This window comes from Salmonella sp. NW645 (assembly GCF_051703725.1).
GTDB lineage: Bacteria > Pseudomonadota > Gammaproteobacteria > Enterobacterales > Enterobacteriaceae > Salmonella > Salmonella enterica.
Genome location: NZ_JAMMKR010000009.1, coordinates 41,286 through 64,884, shown reverse-complemented (window position 1 = coordinate 64,884; position 23,599 = coordinate 41,286). Strand labels below are relative to the sequence as shown.

Here is a 23,599-nt window from a genome sequence, read left to right as displayed (position 1 = left end):
CACTGGAGGAGTCATGCGGTGGACCCTGTTCATCCTTTTTTGTCTACTGGGCACGCCTGCCCATGCGGTCGCCATACCCGGCGTGACCACGGGGACATCAACCAGCCAGCAAGCAGCGCCAGAGCCCAGTCCTGAACAAAAAAAAGCGGCCTATGCGGCCCTGGCTGACGTACTGGAGAACGAGGCTTCACGTAACGAATTAATAGCGCAACTCCGCGAAGCCTCAACCACGCCGCCGACCGAGCCAGCGCCAGCGCTTGCGCCGCCTGCGGCCAAAGATGAGAAAACGGTACTGGAGAACGTCACCACCGTTACCCGTCAGTACGGCGATGCTTTCGCTACCCGTTTCGCCCAGCTTTATCGCAACATCACCGATGCGCCGCACAAGCCGTTTAACTCGCAAACCTTCACCAACGCGTTAACCCACTTTTTATTTCTGGCCGTCGCGGTATTTGGTTTTTATAGCGTGATACGGCTTTGCGCCCTGCCGTTATATCGAAAAATGGGCCTGTGGGCACGCAAGAAAAACCGTGAACGCAGCAACTGGTTACAGCTCCCGGCGATGATCGTCGGCGCGTTTATTATCGACCTCCTGCTACTGGCGCTCACCTTATTTATCGGTCAGATGCTCAGTGATAATTTCCATGCGGGAAGTCGAACTATCGCTTTTCAGCAAAGCCTGTTCCTGAATGCCTTCGCGCTGATAGAGTTCTTTAAAGCGATTCTGCGGCTTATTTTTTGCCCTAATGTACCGGAATTACGCCCATTCGCGATTCAGGATGCGACAGCGCGTTACTGGAATCGCCGTATGAGTTCGCTTAGCAGTTTGATTGGCTACGGGCTGATTGTTGCCGTTCCGATTATTTCCAATCAGGTGAATGTTCAGGTTGGCGCGATGGCTAATGTGGCGATCATGCTCTGCATCACCATCTGGGCGCTGTACCTGATCTTTAAAAACAAAGCGGAGATTACGCAACATTTATTAAGCCTGGCGGAACGATCATTAGCCTTTTTTAGCCTGTTTATCCGCGCCTTTGCGCTGGTGTGGCACTGGCTGGCCAGCGCTTACTTTATCGTGCTGTTTTTCTTCTCGTTATTCGACCCAGGCAATAGCCTGAAGTTTATGATGGGCGCGACCGTGCGCAGTCTGGCGATTATTGGCATCGCCGCGTTTATCTCCGGCATGTTTACCCGCTGGATAGCGAAAACCATCACCCTGTCGCCCCATACGCAGCGCAATTACCCGGAATTACAAAAGCGGCTTAACGGCTGGCTCTCCTCGGCGCTAAAAGTCGCACGCTTTTTGACCGTCTGCGTCGCCGTTATGCTGTTGCTCAACGCCTGGGGATTATTCGATTTCTGGCACTGGCTACATTATGGCGCGGGGGAAAAGATGGTCGATATCCTCATCCGTATCGCGTTAATCTTATTCTTCTCCGCCGTGGGATGGACGATTCTCGCCAGTCTGATTGAGAATCGCCTGGCCTCCGATATTCATGGTCGCCCGCTACCCAGCGCCCGCACGCGCACGCTGCTGACGCTGTTCCGCAATGCGCTGGCAGTGATTATCAGTACCATAACCATCATGATCGTGTTATCGGAAATCGGCGTCAATATCGCGCCATTGCTGGCTGGCGCGGGGGCGTTAGGTCTGGCTATCTCTTTCGGTTCGCAAACCCTGGTGAAAGATATTATTACCGGCGTCTTTATTCAGTTTGAAAACGGGATGAATACCGGCGACTTAGTCACCATAGGCCCGCTGACGGGGACGGTCGAAAGAATGTCGATTCGTTCCGTCGGCGTGCGGCAGGATACCGGGGCATACCATATTATCCCGTGGTCCTCGATCACCACTTTCGCCAACTTTGTGCGCGGTATCGGCTCTGTTGTCGCCAACTATGACGTGGATCGCCATGAGGATGCGGATAAAGCGAATCAGGCGCTGAAAGACGCGGTAACGGCGCTGATGGAGACGGAGGATATTCGCGGGCTGATTATCGGCGAACCCACGTTCGCCGGTATTGTCGGTTTAACGAACACGGCGTTTACTTTACGCGTATCGTTCACCACCCTACCGCTCAAGCAGTGGACGGTGCGTTTTGCCCTTGATAGCCAGGTGAAAAAGCATTTTGATCTAGCCAATGTGCGCGCGCCGGTGCAAACGTATCAGGTTCTGCCCGCCCCCGCTGGCGGCCCGTCGCCTGATTCGCCGCCGCCGCGCGAACCGACGATTTAGCGTTTACGGGTGATAAAACGGCGACGCTGGTCGTCATCCATAAAGGTCCAGGCAATAAAGCGGCTTTGCTTTTGCCCCTGGGCCATCTCTTTTTTCACCACTTTCACCGCGCCAGCCTCCGTCAACGCCCGGTAAAGCGGCGGTAAATTCTCGCCGCGCGACACCAACGTCGTAAACCACAACACCTGACGGCGGAAGGATTGGCTTTCAGCAATCATTTTTTTAATAAAGGCGACTTCGCCGCCTTCGCACCATAGCTCCTGCTGTTGACCGCCAAAGTTCAGCGCATCATCTTTATTCTGCCCCAAATTGCGGCGCTTACGCTCGCTGCCCGCGCGGGCTGCGGCGGCGGAGTCGTGAAAAGGCGGGTTACAAAGCGTTGCGTCATAAAATTCATTTTTATGAATGATACCGGTAAAAATGGCCGCCGGATCTTTTTGCCGACGCAGACGAATGGCGCGGCTTAACCCCGTATTAGCCTGAATGATAGCCTGCGCGCTGGACATCGCTGCGTCGCTGACTTCACTACCGGTAAATCGCCAGCCATATTCATGAACGCCGATAAGCGGATAAATACAATTGGCGCCCACGCCCACGTCCAGAATAGTTGCCTGCGCCGGAATACTCCCTGTCGTTTCGCCAAGCAGATCCGCCAGATGATGGATATAATCCGCACGACCAGGCACTGGCGGACATAAAAACCCTGGCGGAATGTCCCAGTGTGTGACGGCATAAAAATGCGCCAGCAACGCCTTATTGAGCGCTTTTACCGCTTGCGGATTAGCAAAATCAACGCTCTGTTCACCGGCGGGCGTGCGGATAAGAAAGGACGTCAATTCCGGCGTGGTCTGACACAGTGCGGCGAGATCATAACGGTGTTGATGGCGGTTGCGCGGGTGTAACCCCGATTTCTGGGCGGACATGGCATTCTCCTTTTAGCAGCGGCGTAAGATACCCGTATAACGCCACGGGGTAAATATACCACCGCGAATTCCCTGCCTCGCTCGTTTGATCGGATATCTGAATGACATTGGTTCTGCTCATGGTCTGAAAAGATCGCGCGATGCGATTTTTTCGCCTGACGGCGCTACACTTAACCTCAGGTACCCTAAAATCAGGAGAGCGTGATGGCATCCGGCTGGGCAAATGACGACGCAGTGAATGAACAAATCAACAATACCATTGAAGATGCCGTTGCCCGCGCTCGCGGCGAACTTCCCCACGGCGAAAGTCGCGATGAATGCGAATCTTGCGGCGATCCTATCCCTGAAGCGCGGCGTAAAGCCGTACCGGGCGTTCGGTTATGCATATCCTGCCAACAGGAGAAAGATTTACATAACGCAACATTTTCAGGATATAATCGTAGAGGTTCAAAAGACAGCCAGTTACGCTGACTTTTCTTTACCGAAACCGCCAGTATCATCCATTCCTTTACGCTCATGCTTTTTAGCGTTCTGCGTCGCAGAATGTGCCGTTAACCTCGACTCTGTAAAGCCAGATGACAAGAACGGTAAATTCCACCGTTGAATTAATTAATAATCAATAGGTTATTTGTCATTCAAAAATTTTGAGCAAGGCCGTCAATTCTATTCGATTTTATCTTTCGCAAAAAACCGTGATACTCATCACATCGACGGAACATCGTCCCATAAACAGAATAACCTGCGAGAGATTAATCATGAAAACCATTAAATATGCTGTTGCAGCCATCGCGCTTTCCACCCTTTCTTTTGGCGCTTTTGCCGCAGAACCGGTTAGCGCGTCTCAGACGCAAAACCTGCATAAAATCGGCGTAGTGTCTGCCGACGGCGCCACCACGCTGGATGGCCTGGAAGCTAAACTGGCTGAAAAAGCCGCCGCTGCTGGCGCAAGCGCTTATAACATCACCTCCGCCGTGGGTAATGACAAAATGAGCGGCACTGCGGTGATTTATAAATAATTTACCTGCCCGCCAGATTTCAGGCTGTAACATCGCTGTTGTTTGAATTCTGACGGGTATTACCCTCGTCTGTTTGCCAACAGACCCACTGCTCCAACCCTCATTAACCCTGTTTGTTACCCTTATTTGCCCGTCCGCCACTGGACGGGCTTTTTTTATTCGCTAAAAGCCTGTTCGACGCGCGCAATCCCGTCTTCTAACGTCGCCGCCTCTCCCGTCGCAACCAGACAACAGGCCATTTGCGTTTTTAATGATTGCGGCACCGGCTCGTGGCCGGCAAGGCAGCGCTCAATCCAGCGCGCGGTGATTTCAGGATCTTTAGTCGCAGGCAGTGAAAGCGGCTCGTCGTGCGTGTCGCTCTGACGCTCATGCAGTACCTGCACGCCACGGCTATCAATCAGGCTGATTTGCGGACAGCGTTGCGGGTTGGCATAGACTTCGCCTTCGGTACCATGCATCAGCAAAGCCCGCCCGCCAATGCGGCTAAAAAAGGTCGCCACACGCGGGACATATTCAGGGTGAGAAACGCTTGATAAACGCAGCGCGGCATCCTCAGCAAATGGTGTTGCCAGCTTGGCCAGTGAATGCGCGCTGTTGCGCACGCCCATCCGCCAGCGCATCGCCAGCTGTTTTTCCAGCGGCGGGCAGAGCGCGCTCACCGGGATAAACACCGGCTGGTGCCCGTCCAGTTTGGCCTGCGCTTGTCCGCCGTGTAGGGTGGGGACAATCCCCATCAGCTCAAATATTGTTTCCGTCAGTACGCGGGTCGGATCTTCACTGACGCCGTGTACTACAACTGGAAAGCCCAATTTATGCAGCAGGATAGCCAGCAACGGCGTTAAATTCGCCTGTTTACGCGCGCCGTTATAGCTGGGAATAATGACCGGCAACGGCCTATCTGCGGGCGGTGTCAGTTTGATGGTATGATTCTGCATGGCTTCATAAAAGCCCAGCATTTCGGCTTCGCCTTCGCCTTTAATACGCAGCGCCATCAATATACTGCCCATCTCCAGGTCGGGGACGTCGCCATTCAGCATTCGGGTATACAAACCGCGCGCGGTATCCAGATCCAGATCGCGGGCGTGATTTTTAACTCGCCCGATCTCTTTGATGATCTTGCGATAATCCATTGAAAGCTCCTTGAAGTGTGCTCACAGCATTAACGCCGTCGGCGGCGTGCAGGTTTTGCTTTTGGTTTTACTATAACGTCTGGCACGGCAGGCTGCTCTATCGGAAAAACAGGTAAGGCATTCAGTAAACGCTGTCCGTAGTTTTTGGTCAACAACCGCTTATCATAAATGACCACTTCTCCCCGACAGGCATGGCTACGGATCAATCGCCCTACCTGCTGAATTAAATTAAAAGACGCGCTTGGTAAACTTTGTACCTCAAACGGATAACGATTCAGACTTTTTAGCCATTCGCCTTCGGTGATCACGACCGGGCTGTCGATCGGCGGGAAGGCAATTTTATGGATATGGACCTGCGTCAGCAGCTCGCCTTTAAGATCCAGCCCTTCGGCAAAAGACTGAAGCCCAACCAGCACGCTGCGTTCGCCGCTCTCCACCCGTTTACGGTGTAGCTCCACCAGCCGGTAACGCGGCTGGTCGCCCTGAACCAGGAGGAGTAAGCGCACATCAGCGACATGCTCCAGAAAACGCTGCATCGCCCGCCCGCTGGCGAACAGTACCAGCATACCATGATGTTTTTTGCTCTCCAGTTGCTCTCGAAAATAGGCTGCCATTTCGGCAATATGCTGCTCTTCGTTATCAATGGTGGGTTCGTAGCGCATTTGAGGAATCACCAGTTTCCCCTGTTCCACATGATTAAACGGCGAATCCAGCGCCACAAAGCGGTCGCCGGCTTTTTCTTTTAAGCCGCTCATTTCCTGCAGGCGCGAAAAGCTATTGAGCGAGCGCAGTGTCGCCGAGGTGACAATAATGTGCGGTACGCTGCGCCATAACAATCTTTCCAGCTGATCGCTGACGCGGATACCGACACAATGGAACCAGACGTGGAGTTGCCCTTCGCGTATTTCACGCGTCGCCCATTTGGACACCGGCGCGCCTGAAGACTGCGCCATCGAAGCCAGCCGCCATAATTTACTTTGCGCCTCGAACATTCCCAGCGCCCGGTTCATCTGTAAAATCACCCGATGCAAACGCACAATATCGTGCGACCCGGTTTTTTCGCTGAGATCGTTGAGAAAGGATTCCGCCAGCCCACGCAGCGTCTCGGTCAGCTTCGCCAGTCGCTGGCAGATTTCCATGACCTCATCAGGCAACTCGCCCATTGCAAAACGGTGCTCCGCCTCCTGCGCTGCGGGCATATACAGATTAAGAATGGCATTGAGCGAGGCGATCAGTTCGTACACCTCCTCGCAATGGGCGTTAAGTCGCTCAGGATTCGCTAACGGCGGCGTGGTCTTAGGGCGAAATTGCTCCATGCAGGTCGCCACCAGTTTGCTGAACAGGTCCAGTTGCAAGCGATACCAGGAGGCGGTAATTTCCGCGCTCATCTCCAGCGCATCGCGAGCGACATCGGGCAGATGATGACCTTCATCCAGTACCAACAGCAGATGCTTTGGTTCCGGCAGTACGGCTTCACTTTCCATCGCCGCCATTACCAGCGCGTGATTCGCCACCACGACTTCCGCTTCCTGTATTTCACGTCGGGCGACAAAGAATGGACATTCGCGGTAATAGTGACAGTTGCGGTTCAGACAACTGGCTTTATCGGTACTTAATCGCCGCCACAGATCGTCGTCAATAGCAATGTCGGTATGATCCCGCAGACCATCCCATTTGTAACCGTCAAGATCCCCTTTCAGCCTGGCGCAGCGCTTTTGCTCTTCCTGGTTGTTAGGCGTCAGTTCGTCATCAAGAAAGGCGAGCAGATCCTGCTGCGTAGGCTCGCTACTGGCGAGCGCCGCCAGGTTTCGCGGACACACGTAGCGCCCGCGGCCAAAGGCGGCGGTAAAACGCAGATCGGGGATGATTTTTCGTAGCAGCGGCAAATCTTTGCTAAAGATCTGATCCTGTAACGCCACGTTAGCGGTACTGACTACCAGTGTTTTTTGCTCTTCCCGGGCAATGGCAATACCGGGAATAAGATAGGAGAGGGTTTTCCCGACGCCGGTCGGCGCTTCAATAGCCAGATGTCTCCCTTCTTCCCCGGCCAGCGTTCTGGCGACGTCAGCAATCATCTGCCGCTGCGGCGCACGGGGAATAAAGTCGGGAATCTGGTCCTGAAGCGCCTTATACCAGGCGGCGATTTGCGCTTTCAGCGCAGCGGTCAATGCCATGAGAAAACCTGAAGTACTGTATAAACAGCCACTATTGTGTCACATTTCAGGGGCGGGAAGTACCTTTTTTACCGGTTCTGGAAGGCGGCTCGCAACGCGATGTGTATTTTGCCGGATGACGGTGCAAGCACCTTATCCGGCCTACGTATTTGCATAGTCCGTAGGCCCGGTAAGCGTCGCGCTACCGGGCATGTTGCCGGATAAAATTTACTGGGCAGGCGTGATTCTGCGCGGGCGACGCGGCGGACGTGCTTTGTCGCCAGCGGGTTTCCCCTCGCCTGTGCGCGGTTTTGGTTTCGCCTTCGCCGCCCCGCTATCCTGACGTCGCGGCTGCTGACTGCGCCCCGCTCCCCCCTGATTTTGTCCGCGTCCACGACCGCCGCCTCCGCGCTGCTGACGGCCATTCTGAATCGGCTCCGCTTTAATCGACGGGTCCGGCTCATAGCCCGGCGTCGTAATGCGTGGGATCTCTTTTTTCAGCAACTTTTCGATATCACGCAACAGTTTATGCTCGTCAACACAGACCAGCGACAGCGCCTCGCCAGTTGCCGCCGCGCGACCGGTACGGCCAATACGATGTACATAATCTTCCGGCACGTTCGGCAGCTCATAGTTGACCACGTGCGGCAGCTCTTCAATATCCAGACCACGCGCCGCAATATCCGTCGCCACCAGCACGCGAATATCGCCGGATTTAAAATCGGCCAGCGCGCGGGTACGTGCGCCCTGCGATTTATTACCGTGGATCGCCGCGCTGCGAATACCGTCTTTATTAAGCTGTTCCGCCAGATGGTTCGCGCCATGCTTGGTGCGGGTGAAGACCAACACCTGCTGCCAGTTGCCCTGGCCAATCATTTGTGACAGCAGTTCGCGCTTACGTTTTTTATCGACAAAGTGCACGTGCTGCGTCACCTGCTCTGAGGCCGTGTTGCGGCGCGCCACTTCGATTTCCAGCGGGTTGCGCAACAGCTTTTCGGCGAGCGCTTTGATGTCGTCGGAGAACGTGGCGGAGAACAGCAGATTCTGACGCTTCGCCGGCAGTTTCGCCAGCACGCGACGAATGTCATGAATGAAGCCCATATCCAGCATACGGTCGGCTTCATCCAGTACCAGAATCTCAATCTGATCCAGCTTCACGGCATTTTGATGTTCCAGGTCGAGCAGACGTCCCGGCGTCGCCACCAGCACATCCACGCCGCCGCGCAGTTTCATCATCTGCGGATTGATGCTTACGCCGCCAAATACCACCAGCGAGCGAATGTTGAGATATTTACTGTAATCTCTGACGTTTTCGCCAATTTGCGCCGCCAGCTCGCGGGTTGGCGTGAGGATCAATGCGCGCACCGGGCGACGACCTTTAGCGTGCGGCTGATGGGTAATCAGATGCTGCAACAATGGCAGGGTAAAACCCGCCGTTTTACCGGTTCCGGTCTGGGCGCTGGCCATCAGATCGCGGCCTTCCAGCACGGCGGGAATCGCCTGTTGCTGAATAGGGGTAGGTTCACGGTAACCCTGCTCGGCAATGGCGCGCAGGATATCAGGGTTTAATCCCAGGGAATCAAAAGACATAACTACTCCGGACCGCCCCGACCGTTGCCGGTGTAGTTTTCAGGGAGATGCTCAAATTTGGAATGACAAAAACCACAATGTCATGAAGGGGCGGAGTGTAGCAGTTTTTGTGATGCGGCGCATAAATTATCCCGGAAGGTGGCAAAGACAAATTAATCGACCACACTGGACAAGTGCCATTATGAGTCATAGTCTTAATCAATCGATTGATTAAGACTTAGGGCGTGTGATGAATATTACCACCACGACCACCAAGGGCGAGCAGGCGAAAAGTCAGCTCATTGCCGCCGCGCTGGCGCAGTTTGGCGAGTATGGACTCCATGCCACCACGCGCGATATCGCCGCGCTGGCGGGGCAAAATATTGCCGCTATTACTTACTATTTCGGCTCAAAAGAGGATTTATACCTCGCCTGCGCCCAGTGGATTGCCGATTTTCTTGGCGAAAAATTTCGCCCCCATGCTGAAAAAGCGGAACGTCTGTTTAGCCAGCCTGTCCCTGACCGGGACGCCATACGCGAGCTTATTCTGCTCGCCTGCAAGAACATGATTATGCTGCTGACGCAGGAAGACACCGTTAACCTGAGCAAATTCATTTCACGCGAGCAGCTCTCTCCCACGTCGGCCTATCAATTGGTTCATGAACAGGTTATCGATCCGTTGCACACCCATCTGACAAGATTGGTTGCCGCTTATACCGGCTGCGACGCCAATGATACGCGCATGATTTTGCATACCCATGCCTTACTGGGCGAAGTGCTGGCGTTCCGTCTCGGCAAAGAAACTATTCTGTTACGTACCGGCTGGCCGCAGTTTGATGAAGAAAAAGCGGAGCTGATTTACCAGACGGTAACCTGCCACATCGATCTTATTCTGCATGGTTTAACGCAAAGGAGTCTGGACTGATGAAAAAACCTGTCGTTATCGGACTGGCAATCGCAGCGATCGTCGCTGTGATTGCCGGTGGAACCTGGTGGTATCAAAGTCGGCAGGACGATGGGCTGACGCTATACGGTAATGTCGATATCCGTACCGTCAATATCAGCTTTCGCGTCGGCGGCAGGCTGGCGTCGCTGAATGTTGATGAAGGCGATGCCATCAAAGCCGGACAGGTGCTCGGCGAACTGGATCACGCGCCATACGAAAACGCGCTGATGCAGGCGAAAGCTGGCGTGTCGGTCGCGCAGGCGCAATATGATTTGATGCTGGCAGGCTATCGCGATGAAGAGATAGCCCAGGCCGCCGCCGCCGTCAGACAGGCACAAGCCGCCTATGACTACGCGCAAAACTTTTATAACCGTCAGCAAGGATTGTGGAAAAGCCGCACCATTTCCGCTAACGATCTGGAAAACGCCCGCTCATCGCGCGATCAGGCGCAGGCGACTCTGAAGTCCGCGCAGGATAAACTGAGCCAGTACCGTACCGGTAATCGTGAACAGGATATCGCCCAGGCGAAAGCCAGCCTGGAACAGGCAAAGGCCCAACTGGCGCAGGCGCAGCTTGATTTGCAGGACACTACGCTTATCGCACCTGCCAACGGAACCTTGCTCACCCGCGCGGTCGAGCCTGGCAGTATGCTGAACGCCGGCAGCACGGTATTAACGCTCTCGCTGACCCGCCCCGTCTGGGTGCGCGCCTATGTCGATGAACGCAACCTCAGTCAGACGCAACCGGGGCGCGACATTCTGTTGTATACCGACGGTCGTCCTGACAAACCTTACCACGGCAAGATTGGTTTCGTTTCGCCCACTGCGGAATTTACGCCGAAAACCGTCGAAACGCCGGATCTGCGTACCGATCTTGTCTATCGCCTGCGCATTATCGTCACCGATGCGGACGATGCGTTACGCCAGGGGATGCCAGTCACGGTGAAATTTAATGACGAGGCACGGCATGAGTGAGGCCGTTATTACGCTGCACGGTCTGACGAAGCGCTTTGCGGGAATGGATAAACCCGCCGTCGCGCCGCTCGACTGTACCATTCATTCCGGTTATGTCACCGGGCTGGTAGGGCCGGACGGCGCAGGAAAAACCACGCTGATGCGTATGCTGGCGGGCCTGCTCAAAGCCGATGGCGGCAGCGCGTCCGTATTGGGCTTCGACCCGATACAAAACGACAGCGAGCTGCACGCGGTTCTGGGCTATATGCCGCAGAAATTCGGTCTGTATGAAGATCTTACCGTCATGGAGAACCTTAATCTCTATGCCGATTTACGCAGCGTTACCGGCGAGATACGCGAAAAGACCTTTGCCCGTTTGTTGGAATTTACCGCCCTCGGCCCTTTCACTGGCCGTCTGGCGGGGAAATTGTCCGGCGGGATGAAGCAAAAACTGGGGCTGGCCTGTACGCTGGTCGGCGAACCGAAAGTGCTGCTGTTGGATGAACCGGGCGTTGGCGTTGACCCGATTTCACGGCGCGAGTTGTGGCAAATGGTCCACGAACTGGCGGGCGACGGGATGCTGATTTTATGGAGCACCTCCTATCTGGATGAAGCCGAACAGTGTCGCGATGTGCTGCTGATGAATGAAGGCGAGCTGCTCTATCAGGGCGAACCTAAAGCGCTGACGCAAACGATGGCCGGTCGTAGCTTTCTGATGAGCAGTCCACAGGAAAACAACCGTAAGTTGCTACAAAGAGCGCTCAGACTGCCGCAGGTGAGCGACGGCATGATTCAGGGACGTTCGGTACGCCTGATCCTGAAAAAAGAGGCGACCGCAGCAGATATTCGCCAGGCCGAAGGGATGCCGGAAATCACCCTCAATGAGACCGCGCCGCGCTTCGAAGATGCGTTTATCGATCTGCTTGGCGGAGCGGGAACCTCGGAGTCTCCGCTGGGTTCAATCCTGCATACGGTTGAAGGCACTGCCGGCGAAACGGTGATTGAAGCGCAGGAACTGACGAAAAAATTTGGCGATTTCGCGGCCACGGACCATGTTAATTTCGTCGTACAGCGCGGCGAGATTTTTGGCCTGCTCGGCCCGAACGGCGCGGGTAAATCAACCACCTTTAAAATGATGTGCGGCCTGCTGGTGCCGACGTCCGGCAAGGCGCTGGTGCTGGATATGGATCTGAAAGTCAGCTCCGGCAAAGCCCGTCAGCATCTGGGCTATATGGCGCAAAAATTTTCGCTTTACGGCAACCTGACGGTTGAGCAGAACCTGCGTTTTTTCTCCGGCGTCTACGGTTTGCGGGGCCGCGCGCAAAATGAAAAAATTCAGCGCATGAGTGAAGCATTTGGTCTGAAAAGCATCGCGTCGCATCCCACCGATGCGCTGCCACTGGGTTTTAAACAGCGACTGGCGCTGGCCTGCTCGCTGATGCACGAACCGGATATTTTATTCCTTGATGAACCAACATCCGGGGTTGATCCCCTCACCCGCCGTGAATTTTGGCTGCACATTAATAGCATGGTGGAAAAAGGGGTCACGGTAATGGTGACGACCCACTTTATGGATGAGGCGGAATATTGCGATCGCATCGGACTGGTTTATCGTGGGAAGCTTATCGCCAGCGGTACGCCGGACGATCTCAAAGCGCAGGCCGCCGATGAGCAACAGGCCGATCCGACGATGGAGCAGGCCTTTATCACTCTCATCAATGACTGGGATAAGGAGCATACGCATGAGTAAGTCTCTCTCCTGGCGCCGCGTGCGTGCGTTGTGCGTCAAAGAGACGCGCCAGATCGTGCGCGATCCCAGTAGCTGGCTGATTGCGGTGGTGATCCCGCTGCTGTTGCTGTTTATTTTTGGTTACGGCATTAACCTTGACTCCAGCAAGCTGCGGGTGGGGATTCTGCTTGAACAGCAAAGCCAGGAGGCGCTGGATTTCACTCATGCGATGACCGGTTCACCCTATATCGACGCGACCATTAGCGATAATCGCCATGAATTAATTGAAAAAATGCAGGCCGGACGCATTCGCGGACTGGTGGTGATTCCGGTGGATTTCGCGCAGCAAATGGCGCGCGACGGTGACAGCGCGCCGATTCAGGTGATTACCGACGGCAGCGAGCCAAACACCGCCAACTTCGTTCAGGGTTATGTGGAAGGCATCTGGCAAATCTGGCAACAGCAGCGGGCGGAAGATCGCGGCGACACCTTTGAACCGCTCATCGACGTCCAGACGCGCTACTGGTTTAACCCGGCGGCGATCAGTCAGCATTTTATTATTCCCGGGGCGGTGACCATTATCATGACGGTAATTGGCGCAATCCTCACCTCGCTGGTCGTTGCCCGCGAATGGGAGCGCGGCACGATGGAGGCGCTGCTCTCAACCGAAGTGACGCGTGTTGAACTGCTGCTGTGTAAGCTTATTCCCTATTACTTTCTCGGTATGCTGGCGATGCTGCTCTGTATGCTGGTATCGGTGTTTATTCTCGGCGTGCCGTATCGCGGTTCGCTGGTGATTCTGTTTATCATCACCAGTCTGTTTTTACTGAGTACGCTGGGGATGGGGCTGTTGATTTCCACCATCACTCGCAACCAGTTTAACGCCGCGCAGGTGGCGCTGAACGCCGCCTTTTTGCCATCGATTATGCTGTCCGGATTTATCTTCCAGATAGACAGTATGCCTGCGGTGATCCGCGCGGTGACCTATATTATTCCGGCGCGCTATTTTGTTAGCACCCTGCAAAGTCTGTTTCTGGCCGGCAATATTCCGGTCGTGTTAGGCGTTAACGTACTGTTTTTAATCGCCTCGGCGGTGATGTTTATTGGCCTGACGTGGCTAAAAACCAAACGACGACTGGATTAACTCTGGCGCTCGTATTTTGCCCGGTGGCGCTATGCTTACCGGGCCTACGGGCCATGTAGGTCGGGTTAGCGTAGCGCCACCCGACATGAGGAAGGTTCTATGTTTCATCGCTTATGGACATTAATTCGCAAAGAACTGCAATCGCTTTTACGCGAACCGCAAACGCGCGCGATCCTGATTCTGCCGGTGCTGATTCAGGTCATCCTGTTTCCATTCGCCGCGACGCTTGAAGTCACTAACGCGACTATCGCTATCTACAACGAAGATAACGGCAAACATTCGGTAGAACTTACCCAGCGCTTTGCCCGCGCGAAAGCGTTTACCCATGTGCTATTGCTGAACAGTCCGCAGGAGATCCAGCCGACTATCGATACGCAAAAAGCGCTGCTGCTGGTACGCTTCCCGGCGGATTTCTCGCGGAATCTGGATACCTTCCAGCCAGCGCCGATGCAACTCATTCTTGATGGACGTAACTCCAACAGCGCGCAAATCGCCGCCAATTATCTGCAACAGATCGTCAAGGAGTATCAGCAGACATTGATGGACGGCAAGCCAAAGCCCAACAATAGCGAACTGGTGGTACGCAACTGGTATAATCCGAATCTGGACTACAAGTGGTTTGTGGTGCCCTCGCTGATCGCCATGATCACCACTATCGGCGTGATGATCGTGACTTCGCTGTCCGTCGCCCGCGAGCGTGAACAAGGCACTCTGGATCAGCTACTGGTCTCTCCGCTCACCACCTGGCAGATTTTCGTTGGTAAAGCGGTGCCGGCGCTGATAGTCGCGACCTTCCAGGCCACGATCGTGCTGGCTATCGGCATTTGGGCATACCAAATTCCCTTCGCCGGTTCGTTAGCGCTGTTTTATTTCACGATGGTGATTTACGGGCTGTCGCTGGTAGGCTTTGGCCTACTGATATCATCGCTTTGCGCCACGCAACAGCAGGCGTTTATCGGCGTCTTTGTCTTTATGATGCCGGCGATTTTGCTCTCGGGGTATGTCTCGCCGGTGGAAAATATGCCGGTCTGGCTGCAAAACCTGACGTGGATAAACCCTATCCGCCACTTTACTGATATTACCAAGCAAATTTATCTTAAGGATGCGAGTCTGGGGATTGTCTGGGGAAGTTTGTGGCCGCTACTGGTGATAGCGGCCACCACGGGTTCAGCGGCGTATGCGATGTTTAGACGCAAAGTGATGTAGCTTTTTATCTTTCGCCAGTAGCGAGACTACGGCGGGCCCGGCCAGGATAGCCAGCCCCGCCAGAGCCAGTAAGACATTGTTTTGCAATACGCGGGATAGCAGCCAGAGGACAATCAGCGCGGTGCCGAAGTACCAGGTGGTAGTCAGCTCTTCCAGCACATCCGCCACATCGCGCCAGCGTTGCTCATGATGGCGCTGCAACGCCAGCATCAGCAGTACCGTCACGCCATAAAGCACGCATAATCCCAGGCCGACGCGCACTAATGTGCCGCTCATCCAGCCTATTACCAGCATCGCCACTACCAGTAAATGCAACATAATCTGCCAACAACCGAGGCCGGTTGCGACACGAACGCGTTGTTGCCACTTCATGGCTTTTCTCCTGAAGCATTTTTCTCTCATTATTCAGAGTACCGAACTTTACGGAAAATTCCGTAAGACCGCATCTTTTTGTGACGACGACTACACTATTTCAATCAGGATAGTGACGCGGACAGGAAGAAAATGACTCAACACACGCGAAATTTTTCATTCAAAGTGCTCACAATTAATACGCACAAAGGTTTTACCGCCTTTAATAAACGCTTCATCCTGCCGGAGCTGCGCGACGCCGTCAGAACGGTCGGCGCCGATATCGTCTGTCTGCAAGAAGTGATGGGCGCGCATGAAGTACATCCGCTGCATATCGAAAACTGGCCGGACACTACCCACTATGAATTTTTGGCCGACACCATGTGGAGCGATTTCGCCTATGGCCGCAATGCGGTCTATCCGGAAGGCCACCACGGTAACGCGGTTCTTTCTCGCTATCCCATTGAACATTATGAAAATCGCGACGTCTCGGTCGGCGGTAGCGAAAAACGCGGCGTGCTCTATTGCCGCATTACGCCGCCCATGCTCAACCGCCCTATCCACGTCATGTGCGTACATCTCGGCCTGCGGGAGAGTCACCGCCAGGCACAGCTAACCATGCTGGCGGGATGGGTGAATGCCTTGCCGGAATCAGAACCGGTGCTGGTGGCCGGAGACTTTAATGACTGGCGGCAAAAGGCCGGCCCGCCGTTAAACGCGGCCGGGTTGGAGGAGATATTCACCCGTGCCCATGGCCGACCGGCGCGCACATTCCCGGTGAGTATGCCGCTGCTGCGACTCGATCGTATTTACGTCAAGAATGCGAACGCCAGTTCTCCTACGGCACTACCGCTGCGGAACTGGCGACATTTATCAGACCATGCCCCCCTTAGCGCGGAGATCCATCTATGAAATGCGGCTGGCGTGAAGGTAATCAAATTCAGCTACTGGAAAACGGCGACCAGTTCTATCCTGCCGTGTTTGAGGCTATCGCTCAGGCACAGCAAAAAATCATTCTGGAAACCTTTATCTTGTTTGAAGATGAGGTGGGTAAAAAACTCCATGCCGCTCTGCTAAAAGCCGCACAGCGCGGCGTAAAAGCCGAAGTATTACTCGACGGCTACGGCTCTCCCGATCTCAGCGACGCGTTTGTCGGCGAATTAACCTCGGCGGGCGTGATTTTTCGCTATTACGACCCCCGCCCGCGTCTACTGGGGTTGCGAACCAATATCTTCCGCCGAATGCACCGCAAAATTGTGGTGATTGATGATCGTATTGCTTTTGTCGGCGGCATTAACTACTCCGCCGAACATATGTCGGATTACGGCCCGCAGGCGAAACAAGACTACGCGGTACGGGTCGAAGGGCCTGTTGTGGCCGATATCCTGCAATTCGAAGTCGAGAATCTGCCGGGGCAAAGCCCCGCGCGCCGCTGGTGGAAGCGCCATCACCAGGCTGAAGAAAACCGTCACCCCGGCGAAGCGCAGGCGCTGTTTGTCTGGCGGGATAACGAAGAGCACCGTGACGATATCGAACGTCATTATCTGAAAATGCTGACCCAGGCAAAGCGTGAAGTGATTATCGCTAACGCCTATTTTTTCCCCGGCTATCGCTTGCTCCACGCAATGCGTAAAGCCGCCCGCCGTGGCGTGAGCGTAAAACTGATTGTCCAGGGGGAACCAGACATGCCGATAGTCAAAGTCGGCGCGCGGTTGCTCTATAACTATCTGGTGAAGGGCGGCGTGCAGGTTTATGAATACCGACGCCGTCCGCTGCATGGCAAGGTGGCGCTGATGGACGATCACTGGGCCACGGTAGGGTCGAGTAATCTCGATCCGCTCAGCCTGTCGCTTAACCTTGAAGCTAACCTGATCATTCACGATCGTACCTTTAACCAGACCCTGCGCGATAATTTACAAGGCATCATCGTGAACGATTGTAAGCAGGTCGATGAGTCTATGCTGCCGAAACGCACCTGGTGGAACCTGACCAAAAGCGTGCTGGCGTTCCACTTTTTACGTCATTTCCCGGCGCTGGTCGGCTGGCTACCTGCGCATACCCCGCATCTGGCGCAGGTTCCCCCGCCTGCCCAGCCAGAAATGGAAACCCAGGATCGCGTTGATCCAGAAAATACAGGAGTGAAGCCCTAATGGCTAAATCGCATCCGCGCTGGCGGCTGGCTAAAAAAGTGCTGACCTGGCTGTTTTTTATTGCGGTCGTCGTTCTGCTGGTGGTTTATGCTAAAAAGGTCGACTGGGGTGATGTCTGGACCGTCATCCGCGACTATAACCGCACGGCGCTTTTAAGCGCTGTAGGACTGGTGATCGTTAGCTATCTTCTGTACGGCTGCTACGACCTGCTTGGACGGCTTTATTGCGGCCATAAACTGGCGAAGCGACAGGTGATGTTGGTATCGTTCGTCTGCTATGCCTTTAACCTGACGCTCAGCACCTGGGTCGGCGGGATCGGGATGCGTTACCGACTATACTCTCGCCTCGGGTTGCCCGGCAGTACTATCACGCGCATTTTCTCGCTCAGCATTACCACTAACTGGCTGGGCTATATTCTGCTTGGCGGCATCATTTTTACCTTCGGCATTGTCCAGCTTCCCGACCACTGGTATATCGATGAAGGCACGCTACGTATTCTCGGTATCGTTTTATTGTTGATTATCGCGGTCTATCTGTGGTTTTGCGCCTTTGCGAAGCGGCGGCATATGACGATTAAAGGGCAGAAGCTGGTGCTGCCGTCATGGAAATTCGCGCTGGCGCAGATGGCGATCTCCAGCGCGAACTGGATGGCGATGGGCGCCATTATCTGGCTGCTGATGGGTCAGGATGTGAACTATTTCTTTGTGCTGGGCGTACTGCTGGTGAGCAGTATCGCGGGCGTCATCGTGCATATTCCGGCAGGCATCGGCGTGCTGGAGGCCGTATTCCTCGCGTTGCTGGCGGGCGAACATACGTCGCAAGGCACGATTATCGCCGCCCTGCTCGCGTACCGCGTGCTTTACTATTTTATTCCCCTGTTGCTGGCGCTGGTGTGCTACCTGATCCTGGAAAGCCGGGCGAAGAAGCTGCGGGCGAAAAACGAGCGGGCGATGGCGAAATAAATCTAAGCAGACGCGTTTTCGCTTTCCAGCACAACGCGTTTTATCCGGTAAAAATAAACATATGCTGAGAAAAAAGACGTATTCATCTGTAAGCGGGAAAAAAGCAGCAATGACCAGCTAAACAGCAGCAGGAGCACTTCGTGAAACTCGCCCATGAATACTGATGACAGGGTACAGAACGTTGCCAATGTAACGGAAATAATGGCCAGCAATAGCGCATACCGGTAAATAATGACCCCGTTCATATTCCCATGAAAATCCGGTAATGAAATGAGAAATCAGCGCTGGTGGGCATTTCTTATTAAAATCCTCGCCGCCATTTTTAATGGCGCGAGTGACGTCTTTAGCTTCACAAAACACTAACCAAAATTGTTTGCCACATAATTTACTCATTATACCCATCATCACCAACCTGAATAAAAAACCTGCAACGCCTACGGCCTGAAAGATAATAGTATTTCCAGAATCATCAAAATGATATAACGACACAGCGTAACCACAGCATTAATAATGCCAAGGTAAAGCGTCAGCGCGCCAAATAAAGCGCAACGAGACAGGGATGAAAACTCGCTGTGGTATAACATGCGGGCATAACCATGAAGTGTCGATTTTTCTAGTGCTGTAATCAATGTCCACACCAATACCGTCAGTACACTGACTATCCAGACCAGAGTGCTACTGGCCACCAGGCTATTGACAACTATCGCAGCGATGATCCCGCTTACCGCCATAAAAATTAACGGCCTGAATAGACCAGAACTGATATTCAGGTAGAAAATAAATAAGGCATTAAGACTAAACATGATTCCAACAATCACGAAAATGGTCGCGCCACCTGAGAAAAGGTAAGCTAATGACACGCCGGTAAGCGTAATGATGGCAATATATATCAACATTGCGACAACAGTGCCAAAGCGGGAAAGACAGGTAATGGCCCCATACCCCAGGCCAAGCAAAAGTGTTGATATCCACAAAACAACAACAGGTTGAACGTAGGTTATCAAAAAATGAGTATACAACGTTAACCATATAATGCCGGCGGTACACCATAGTCCCAACGCAGTATACCAATAGGTAAGGGATAACATTGTCGCGGGAATAAATGCTATTTGCCGTATACGTATTGCAGCCAGAGGGCCCACTTGTCATTTATCACTCTTCACATGATCACGGTGATAAGAATGGCAAGCGCAGGAAAATATTTCTAAGATATCTATGCTGTTTCGCCCTAAATATAGTCCTAAAAAAATCCTGGCGCAGGGCCAGGATTTTAAGAGATCAATATAATTAGCGGCGATTGCCAAAAATACGCAATAACATCAGGAACAGGTTGATAAAGTCCAGGTACAGCGTTAACGCGCCGAGAATCGAATATTTACGCAGATTAGCGCTATCGCGGGTATCTATTTGCTCGCCGATATTTTTCAGTTTCTGCGTGTCATAGGCCGTCAGACCGACAAACACCACCACCCCGATATAGGTTACCGCCCACATCAGCGCTTCACTCTTCAGCCAGAAATTGACCAGCGACGCCAGAACGATACCAATAAGCGCCATAAACAGCATATTGCCGAAACCGCTAAGATCGCGCTTAGTGGTGTACCCGTACAGGCTCATGGCGCCAAACATTCCCCCCGTCACCACAAACGTGCTGGCAATAGAGGAGTAGGTGTAAACGATAAAAATACTGGATAACGTCAATCCGGTTAGCGCCGAATAGAGCATAAACAGCGTGGTCGCCATTCCGGCGCTAAGTTTATGCACCAGTCCCGACAGAACAAACACCAGCGCAAGCTGGGCAATAATTAAGCCAAAGAAGGTGATCTTACTGGAAAAGACAAACATCATGACGGCTGGCGTATTAGCCGCATACCACGCGATAAACGCGGTCAGTAACAGTCCGACCGTCATCCAGCCATACACTTGCGCCATATAGGTCTGCAGGCCGGACCGCGCCTGCACTATTGAATCAGATCGTGGAAATCTGTCCATGATGAACTCCTGTGTGGAAATGATACCCTAAAGCGTATCACATTCTGCTACCAACGTTTCGCCGACTGCTGGTCGCTGTCGCGCGCTTCGACCCAGCGATCGCCTTCCGGCGTGGCTTCACGCTTCCAGAACGGCGCACGGGTTTTCAGATAATCCATAATGAACTGGCCGGCGTCGAACGCGCTACTGCGGTGCGCGCTGGTGACGCCGACAAACACAATCTCATCGCCCGGCCATAATTCGCCAACGCGATGAATCACCGTGACCCGCCCCAGCGGCCAGCGGGAACGCGCCTTCGCGACGATCTCCGCCAGAGCTTTCTCAGTCATGCCGGGATAATGCTCCAGCGTCAGCGCCTTAACGCTATCGCCCAGGTTATGATTGCGCACTTTTCCGGTAAAGGTGACGACCGCGCCGTCTTCGTCGCACGCCGCCAGCCAGGAATATTCTTCCCCGACGCTAAACGGCGCAGGGCCGACTACAATTCGCGTTTCGCGCATGTTAGCCCCCCGTGACTGGCGGGAAAAACGCCACTTCATCGCCCGCCGTCAGCGGGTGGTCAAAACTTACCAGCGTCTGGTTGACCGCCGCCAACAGCTTGCCGTCTTCCAGCGCCAGCGCCCAACGATCGCTGTTTGTCGCCAGATGCTGTCGCAGCGACTCAACGGTGGAAAAATCTGCTGGAAGCTCCAGCGCGTCAGTTCCTGTAAGCTCGCGAACCTGGGCGAAGAAAAGCACCTTAATCATGCGCATCCACCTTAAAATCCCCCGATTTGCCGCCGCTTTTCGCCAGCAGGCGCACCGGACCAATTACCATATCTTTTTGTACCGCTTTGCACATGTCGTAGATGGTTAACGCCGCGACGGACGCCGCGGTTAATGCTTCCATTTCGACGCCGGTTTTACCGGTCAGACGGCACAGAGACTCAATACGCACGCGGTTATGCTCCGGCTCGGCCTGAAGCTGAATCTCCACTTTACTTAGCAGTAGCGGGTGGCACAGCGGGATCAGCTCCCAGGTGCGTTTGGCGGCCTGAATACCGGCAATACGGGCGGTCGCGAAAACATCGCCCTTGTGGTGTTTGCCATCAACAATCATCGCCAGCGTTTCACTACGCATGGTAACGAATGCTTCCGCACGCGCTTCACGAACGGTTTCCGCTTTCGCGGAAACGTCCACCATGTGCGCTTCGCCTGCGGCGTTTATATGGGTTAATTGCGACATCGTTATTTCTTTAAATGAGGGTGAAAATTACATGGGCGTGTACGGGCATCCAACTGCGGCGCAATGATATTCTCCCATGCGGTTCTGCACGCTTTTGTGGAGCCCGGCATGGCGAAAATCAAGGTGTTATTCGCCACGCCAGCTACCGCGCGCGACTGCAGAGTTGCGGTGCCGATCTCTTCAAACGAGAGCATGCGAAACACTTCGCCAAATCCTTCCACTTCACGATCGAACAGCGGCAACAGCGCTTCCGGCGCCTGATCGCCTTCGGTCAAACCGGTCCCGCCAGTTATCAATACGACCTGCACCTCATCACTGGCGATCCAGGCGGAAACCTGGGCGCGAATCGCGTAACGGTTTTCTTTAACGATGGCTTTCGCCACCACTTCATGCTCGGCCTCCTGCGCCGAATCACGCAGATAATGACCGGAGGTGTCGTCTTCTTCGCCGCGTCGGCTGGAAACAGTAAGAATAGCGATGCGGGTCGGGATAAATTCAGCGCTGACCTGACTCATCTGAAATCTCCTTATTAAGGATTAACCGCCAATGTAAGATAAATTTTGCGTAATACCAGTATTGCTCTGGTGAAGGAAATGGGTCTGCTTTTTCTCCCGCAACGCGTCGGAAATACGTTCCTCAAGCGCGTATTGCTGCGCATCATCCTGTAACAGGTCGCGTAAACTCACGCCGCCGTCGCCAAACAGACATAAATGCAGCTTACCGACGGACGAAACACGCAGGCGGTTACAGGTGGCGCAGAAATCTTTTTCGTACGGCATAATGAGACCGATCTCACCGGCGTAATCGGGATGACAAAAAACCTGCGCCGGGCCATCGCTACGCTGGCGGAGCTGGTGGATCCAGCCGCGCTTAATCAGCTCGTCGCGTAATACCTGACCCGAAATATGATGTTTGCGGAAGAGATCGCTCCCCTCGCCCGTCTCCATAAGTTCAATGAAGCGTAGCTGAATGGGGCGAGGCTGAATCCAGGCAAGGAAGGTATCCAACTGATGGTGATTCACGTCGCGCATCAGCACGGTGTTGACTTTCACCTTTTCGAAACCGGCGTCAAAGGCGGCATCGATGCCCGCCATCACCTGGCGGAATTTGTCCTGACCGGTAATCGCATGGAACTGACGCGCATCCAGACTATCCACGCTAACATTGACGCCCGTCAGCCCCGCTTCGCGCCAGTTCGCGGCATCGCGCGCCAGTCGATAACCGTTAGTGGTCACCGCGATCTGGCGAATAGCATCATTTTCACCTACGGCGGCAATGATGTCGGTAAAATCGCGGCGTAATGAAGGCTCGCCGCCGGTAAGACGCACCTTCTCCGTGCCAAGACTGGCAAAAGCGCGCGTAACGCGACGAATTTCATCGACGGTAAGGAAACCGTTGTTAGTAACGCCGCCAGGTTTGTAGCCATCCGGCAGACAGTAGGTGCAACGAAAGTTGCACACATCGGTAATCGACAAACGCAAGTAGTAAAACTTACGCGCGAAAGCATCGGTAAGTTGTGAAGCCATGTACACCTTTCCAAATACGGGAGGCGGAGTCATTTCTTCCTGCGCCCTGGTGGCAAACGTTAAACGTTGTCACGGCCAAAGCACCATATCAAAAATGACCCAGGTGCAGAGGCTAGAGTGTTTACTGTGGTTACGCCGATACTAGCGTGTAAATGACAATTTCGCCATCACGCTTTCGCTATATAAACATATACATAGCGATATGATCGTGCTATTTAGCGACAGAATACGTGAAAATCACACTTTTACATTGATATATATCATTTAGCCGTGGTAACGCCCTCGCTATAAAGGGGTAGTCGGGAATAATTAATTGTCTTTTAGCCGGTCGGCTAATTGCTGAAAACCCGCGACTTGCGCTACTGTAGCGCTGCTTATTTGACTTCAG

The 23,599-nt window shown here is 53.8% G+C and carries 23 protein-coding genes, 2 pseudogenes and 1 riboswitch; of the genes and pseudogenes, 11 read left to right on the top strand and 14 right to left on the bottom strand.

From position 1 onward, the window contains the following. Positions 1-13 precede the first annotated feature (13 nt). Complete coding sequence (ybiO, locus tag NA389_RS18270) at positions 14-2,236, top strand: mechanosensitive channel protein (RefSeq protein ID WP_001267728.1); 2,223 nt, start codon at positions 14-16, stop codon at positions 2,234-2,236. On the opposite strand, the gene rlmF is transcribed toward ybiO, so the two are convergent. Continuing rightward, a complete protein-coding gene (gene rlmF, locus NA389_RS18265; RefSeq protein WP_001275974.1) occupies positions 2,233-3,159 on the bottom strand; it encodes a 23S rRNA (adenine(1618)-N(6))-methyltransferase RlmF in 927 nt (308 codons plus the stop codon). The two genes, ybiO and rlmF, sit on opposite strands and share 4 nt — an antisense overlap. Positions 3,160-3,363: 204 nt before the next feature. Between rlmF and NA389_RS18260 the strand changes: the two genes are divergently transcribed. Together NA389_RS18260 and ybiJ are read left to right on the top strand one after the other, a co-directional pair. Further along, the gene (locus NA389_RS18260) at positions 3,364-3,630 is read left to right on the top strand and encodes a DksA/TraR family C4-type zinc finger protein (RefSeq protein ID WP_000146332.1); all 267 of its coding nucleotides are present in this window, start codon (positions 3,364-3,366) and stop codon (positions 3,628-3,630) included. Between the two features lie 284 nt (positions 3,631-3,914). Then, a complete protein-coding gene (gene ybiJ, locus NA389_RS18255) occupies positions 3,915-4,175 on the top strand; it encodes a DUF1471 family protein YbiJ (protein WP_000849089.1) in 261 nt (86 codons plus the stop codon). Positions 4,176-4,330: 155 nt separating this feature from the next. Here ybiJ and ybiB read toward each other — a convergent pair whose 3' ends face one another. The 3 genes from ybiB to rhlE form a co-directional block, all read right to left on the bottom strand. After that, positions 4,331-5,305 (bottom strand): DNA-binding protein YbiB, encoded by a 975-nt coding sequence (gene ybiB / locus NA389_RS18250; protein ID WP_438795988.1) that lies wholly within the window; start codon positions 5,303-5,305, stop codon positions 4,331-4,333. A gap of 29 nt (positions 5,306-5,334) precedes the next feature. Further along, positions 5,335-7,479 carry an ATP-dependent DNA helicase DinG gene (gene dinG, locus NA389_RS18245; RefSeq protein WP_001218630.1) on the bottom strand — a complete coding sequence of 715 codons (2,145 nt, stop codon included), beginning with the start codon at positions 7,477-7,479 and terminating at the stop codon, positions 5,335-5,337. A gap of 207 nt (positions 7,480-7,686) precedes the next feature. Then, positions 7,687-9,048: an ATP-dependent RNA helicase RhlE gene (rhlE, locus tag NA389_RS18240; protein WP_000007065.1), complete on the bottom strand. Its 1,362-nt coding sequence runs from the start codon at positions 9,046-9,048 to the stop codon at positions 7,687-7,689. A gap of 229 nt (positions 9,049-9,277) precedes the next feature. On the opposite strand from rhlE, the gene cecR reads away from it, so the two are divergent. From cecR to NA389_RS18215, 5 genes are all read left to right on the top strand, one after another. Beyond that, positions 9,278-9,952 carry a transcriptional regulator CecR gene (cecR, locus tag NA389_RS18235; protein WP_001028038.1) on the top strand — a complete coding sequence of 225 codons (675 nt, stop codon included), beginning with the start codon at positions 9,278-9,280 and terminating at the stop codon, positions 9,950-9,952. Continuing rightward, positions 9,952-10,947, top strand: a complete 996-nt coding sequence (gene hlyD / locus NA389_RS18230; RefSeq protein WP_000743431.1) for a secretion protein HlyD — start codon at positions 9,952-9,954, stop codon at positions 10,945-10,947. Before cecR ends, hlyD begins: the two co-directional genes overlap by 1 nt. After that, entirely contained in the window at positions 10,940-12,676 is a 1,737-nt protein-coding gene (locus tag NA389_RS18225; RefSeq protein WP_001287616.1) for an ATP-binding cassette domain-containing protein, read from the top strand. Before hlyD ends, NA389_RS18225 begins: the two co-directional genes overlap by 8 nt. Then, positions 12,669-13,799 (top strand): ABC transporter permease, encoded by a 1,131-nt coding sequence (locus NA389_RS18220; protein ID WP_000045765.1) that lies wholly within the window; start codon positions 12,669-12,671, stop codon positions 13,797-13,799. The genes NA389_RS18225 and NA389_RS18220 overlap by 8 nt, the downstream gene beginning before the upstream one ends. A gap of 99 nt (positions 13,800-13,898) precedes the next feature. Beyond that, a complete protein-coding gene (locus tag NA389_RS18215) occupies positions 13,899-15,005 on the top strand; it encodes an ABC transporter permease (protein ID WP_000469050.1) in 1,107 nt (368 codons plus the stop codon). On the opposite strand, the gene NA389_RS18210 is transcribed toward NA389_RS18215, so the two are convergent. After that, positions 14,967-15,377 (bottom strand): YbhQ family protein, encoded by a 411-nt coding sequence (locus tag NA389_RS18210; protein WP_000871970.1) that lies wholly within the window; start codon positions 15,375-15,377, stop codon positions 14,967-14,969. The two genes, NA389_RS18215 and NA389_RS18210, sit on opposite strands and share 39 nt — an antisense overlap. Positions 15,378-15,509: 132 nt before the next feature. Between NA389_RS18210 and NA389_RS18205 the strand changes: the two genes are divergently transcribed. From NA389_RS18205 to NA389_RS18195, 3 genes are read left to right on the top strand one after another with little or no spacing between them, the layout of a single operon-like run. After that, positions 15,510-16,268, top strand: coding sequence for an endonuclease/exonuclease/phosphatase family protein (locus tag NA389_RS18205; protein WP_000192039.1), 759 nt, complete (start codon positions 15,510-15,512; stop codon positions 16,266-16,268). After that, positions 16,265-17,506 (top strand): cardiolipin synthase ClsB, encoded by a 1,242-nt coding sequence (clsB, locus tag NA389_RS18200; RefSeq protein WP_000649639.1) that lies wholly within the window; start codon positions 16,265-16,267, stop codon positions 17,504-17,506. The genes NA389_RS18205 and clsB overlap by 4 nt, the downstream gene beginning before the upstream one ends. Next, on the top strand, positions 17,506-18,468 hold the full coding sequence (locus tag NA389_RS18195; protein WP_001129817.1) for a lysylphosphatidylglycerol synthase transmembrane domain-containing protein: 963 nt from the start codon (positions 17,506-17,508) through the stop codon (positions 18,466-18,468). Before clsB ends, NA389_RS18195 begins: the two co-directional genes overlap by 1 nt. Before the next feature lie 2 nt (positions 18,469-18,470). Here the strand turns inward: NA389_RS18195 and NA389_RS18190 are convergent. The 9 genes and pseudogenes from NA389_RS18190 to moaA form a co-directional block, all read right to left on the bottom strand. Beyond that, positions 18,471-18,719 (bottom strand): annotated as a pseudogene (locus NA389_RS18190) (hypothetical protein); the annotation flags it as partial. After that, positions 18,676-18,879: pseudogene (locus NA389_RS18185) on the bottom strand (hypothetical protein); the annotation flags it as partial. The pseudogenes NA389_RS18185 and NA389_RS18190, both read right to left, overlap by 44 nt. A 23-nt stretch (positions 18,880-18,902) precedes the next feature. After that, positions 18,903-19,610 carry a Bax inhibitor-1 family protein gene (locus NA389_RS18180; RefSeq protein ID WP_000529069.1) on the bottom strand — a complete coding sequence of 236 codons (708 nt, stop codon included), beginning with the start codon at positions 19,608-19,610 and terminating at the stop codon, positions 18,903-18,905. 145 nt (positions 19,611-19,755) lie between these two features. Further along, positions 19,756-20,460: a Bax inhibitor-1/YccA family protein gene (locus NA389_RS18175; RefSeq protein ID WP_000373611.1), complete on the bottom strand. Its 705-nt coding sequence runs from the start codon at positions 20,458-20,460 to the stop codon at positions 19,756-19,758. Positions 20,461-20,507: 47 nt separating this feature from the next. Next, positions 20,508-20,960 (bottom strand): molybdopterin synthase catalytic subunit MoaE, encoded by a 453-nt coding sequence (moaE, locus tag NA389_RS18170; protein WP_001209382.1) that lies wholly within the window; start codon positions 20,958-20,960, stop codon positions 20,508-20,510. A gap of 1 nt (position 20,961) precedes the next feature. After that, entirely contained in the window at positions 20,962-21,207 is a 246-nt protein-coding gene (moaD, locus tag NA389_RS18165; protein WP_000598600.1) for a molybdopterin synthase sulfur carrier subunit, read from the bottom strand. Next, positions 21,200-21,685 (bottom strand): cyclic pyranopterin monophosphate synthase MoaC, encoded by a 486-nt coding sequence (gene moaC, locus NA389_RS18160; protein ID WP_000080894.1) that lies wholly within the window; start codon positions 21,683-21,685, stop codon positions 21,200-21,202. Before moaC ends, moaD begins: the two co-directional genes overlap by 8 nt. A gap of 2 nt (positions 21,686-21,687) precedes the next feature. Beyond that, positions 21,688-22,200, bottom strand: a complete 513-nt coding sequence (gene moaB / locus NA389_RS18155; protein ID WP_000084597.1) for a molybdenum cofactor biosynthesis protein B — start codon at positions 22,198-22,200, stop codon at positions 21,688-21,690. 21 nt (positions 22,201-22,221) lie between these two features. Then, complete coding sequence (gene moaA, locus NA389_RS18150; RefSeq protein ID WP_000168180.1) at positions 22,222-23,211, bottom strand: GTP 3',8-cyclase MoaA; 990 nt, start codon at positions 23,209-23,211, stop codon at positions 22,222-22,224. Further along, a riboswitch (molybdenum cofactor riboswitch) is annotated at positions 23,199-23,343 on the bottom strand. (Overlaps the previous gene by 13 nt.) Positions 23,344-23,599: the final 256 nt, after the last annotated feature.

Excerpts from the sequence above, each read along its gene's own strand:
- moaB (WP_000084597.1), bottom strand. The coding sequence starts at position 22,200 with ATGAGTCAGGTCAGCGCTGAATTTATCCCGACCCGCATCGCTATTCTT.
- moaD (WP_000598600.1), bottom strand. The coding sequence starts at position 21,207 with ATGATTAAGGTGCTTTTCTTCGCCCAGGTTCGCGAGCTTACAGGAACT.
- rlmF (WP_001275974.1), bottom strand. The coding sequence starts at position 3,159 with ATGTCCGCCCAGAAATCGGGGTTACACCCGCGCAACCGCCATCAACAC.
- NA389_RS18205 (WP_000192039.1), top strand. The coding sequence starts at position 15,510 with ATGACTCAACACACGCGAAATTTTTCATTCAAAGTGCTCACAATTAAT.
- NA389_RS18225 (WP_001287616.1), top strand. The coding sequence starts at position 10,940 with ATGAGTGAGGCCGTTATTACGCTGCACGGTCTGACGAAGCGCTTTGCG.
- NA389_RS18210 (WP_000871970.1), bottom strand. The coding sequence starts at position 15,377 with ATGAAGTGGCAACAACGCGTTCGTGTCGCAACCGGCCTCGGTTGTTGG.
- cecR (WP_001028038.1), top strand. The coding sequence starts at position 9,278 with ATGAATATTACCACCACGACCACCAAGGGCGAGCAGGCGAAAAGTCAG.
- moaA (WP_000168180.1), bottom strand. The coding sequence starts at position 23,211 with ATGGCTTCACAACTTACCGATGCTTTCGCGCGTAAGTTTTACTACTTG.
- NA389_RS18260 (WP_000146332.1), top strand. The coding sequence starts at position 3,364 with ATGGCATCCGGCTGGGCAAATGACGACGCAGTGAATGAACAAATCAAC.
- NA389_RS18175 (WP_000373611.1), bottom strand. The coding sequence starts at position 20,460 with ATGGACAGATTTCCACGATCTGATTCAATAGTGCAGGCGCGGTCCGGC.
- moaE (WP_001209382.1), bottom strand. The coding sequence starts at position 20,960 with ATGCGCGAAACGCGAATTGTAGTCGGCCCTGCGCCGTTTAGCGTCGGG.
- NA389_RS18195 (WP_001129817.1), top strand. The coding sequence starts at position 17,506 with ATGGCTAAATCGCATCCGCGCTGGCGGCTGGCTAAAAAAGTGCTGACC.
- ybiO (WP_001267728.1), top strand. The coding sequence starts at position 14 with ATGCGGTGGACCCTGTTCATCCTTTTTTGTCTACTGGGCACGCCTGCC.
- ybiB (WP_438795988.1), bottom strand. The coding sequence starts at position 5,305 with ATGGATTATCGCAAGATCATCAAAGAGATCGGGCGAGTTAAAAATCAC.
- dinG (WP_001218630.1), bottom strand. The coding sequence starts at position 7,479 with ATGGCATTGACCGCTGCGCTGAAAGCGCAAATCGCCGCCTGGTATAAG.
- rhlE (WP_000007065.1), bottom strand. The coding sequence starts at position 9,048 with ATGTCTTTTGATTCCCTGGGATTAAACCCTGATATCCTGCGCGCCATT.
- NA389_RS18215 (WP_000469050.1), top strand. The coding sequence starts at position 13,899 with ATGTTTCATCGCTTATGGACATTAATTCGCAAAGAACTGCAATCGCTT.
- clsB (WP_000649639.1), top strand. The coding sequence starts at position 16,265 with ATGAAATGCGGCTGGCGTGAAGGTAATCAAATTCAGCTACTGGAAAAC.
- NA389_RS18220 (WP_000045765.1), top strand. The coding sequence starts at position 12,669 with ATGAGTAAGTCTCTCTCCTGGCGCCGCGTGCGTGCGTTGTGCGTCAAA.
- ybiJ (WP_000849089.1), top strand. The coding sequence starts at position 3,915 with ATGAAAACCATTAAATATGCTGTTGCAGCCATCGCGCTTTCCACCCTT.
- hlyD (WP_000743431.1), top strand. The coding sequence starts at position 9,952 with ATGAAAAAACCTGTCGTTATCGGACTGGCAATCGCAGCGATCGTCGCT.
- moaC (WP_000080894.1), bottom strand. The coding sequence starts at position 21,685 with ATGTCGCAATTAACCCATATAAACGCCGCAGGCGAAGCGCACATGGTG.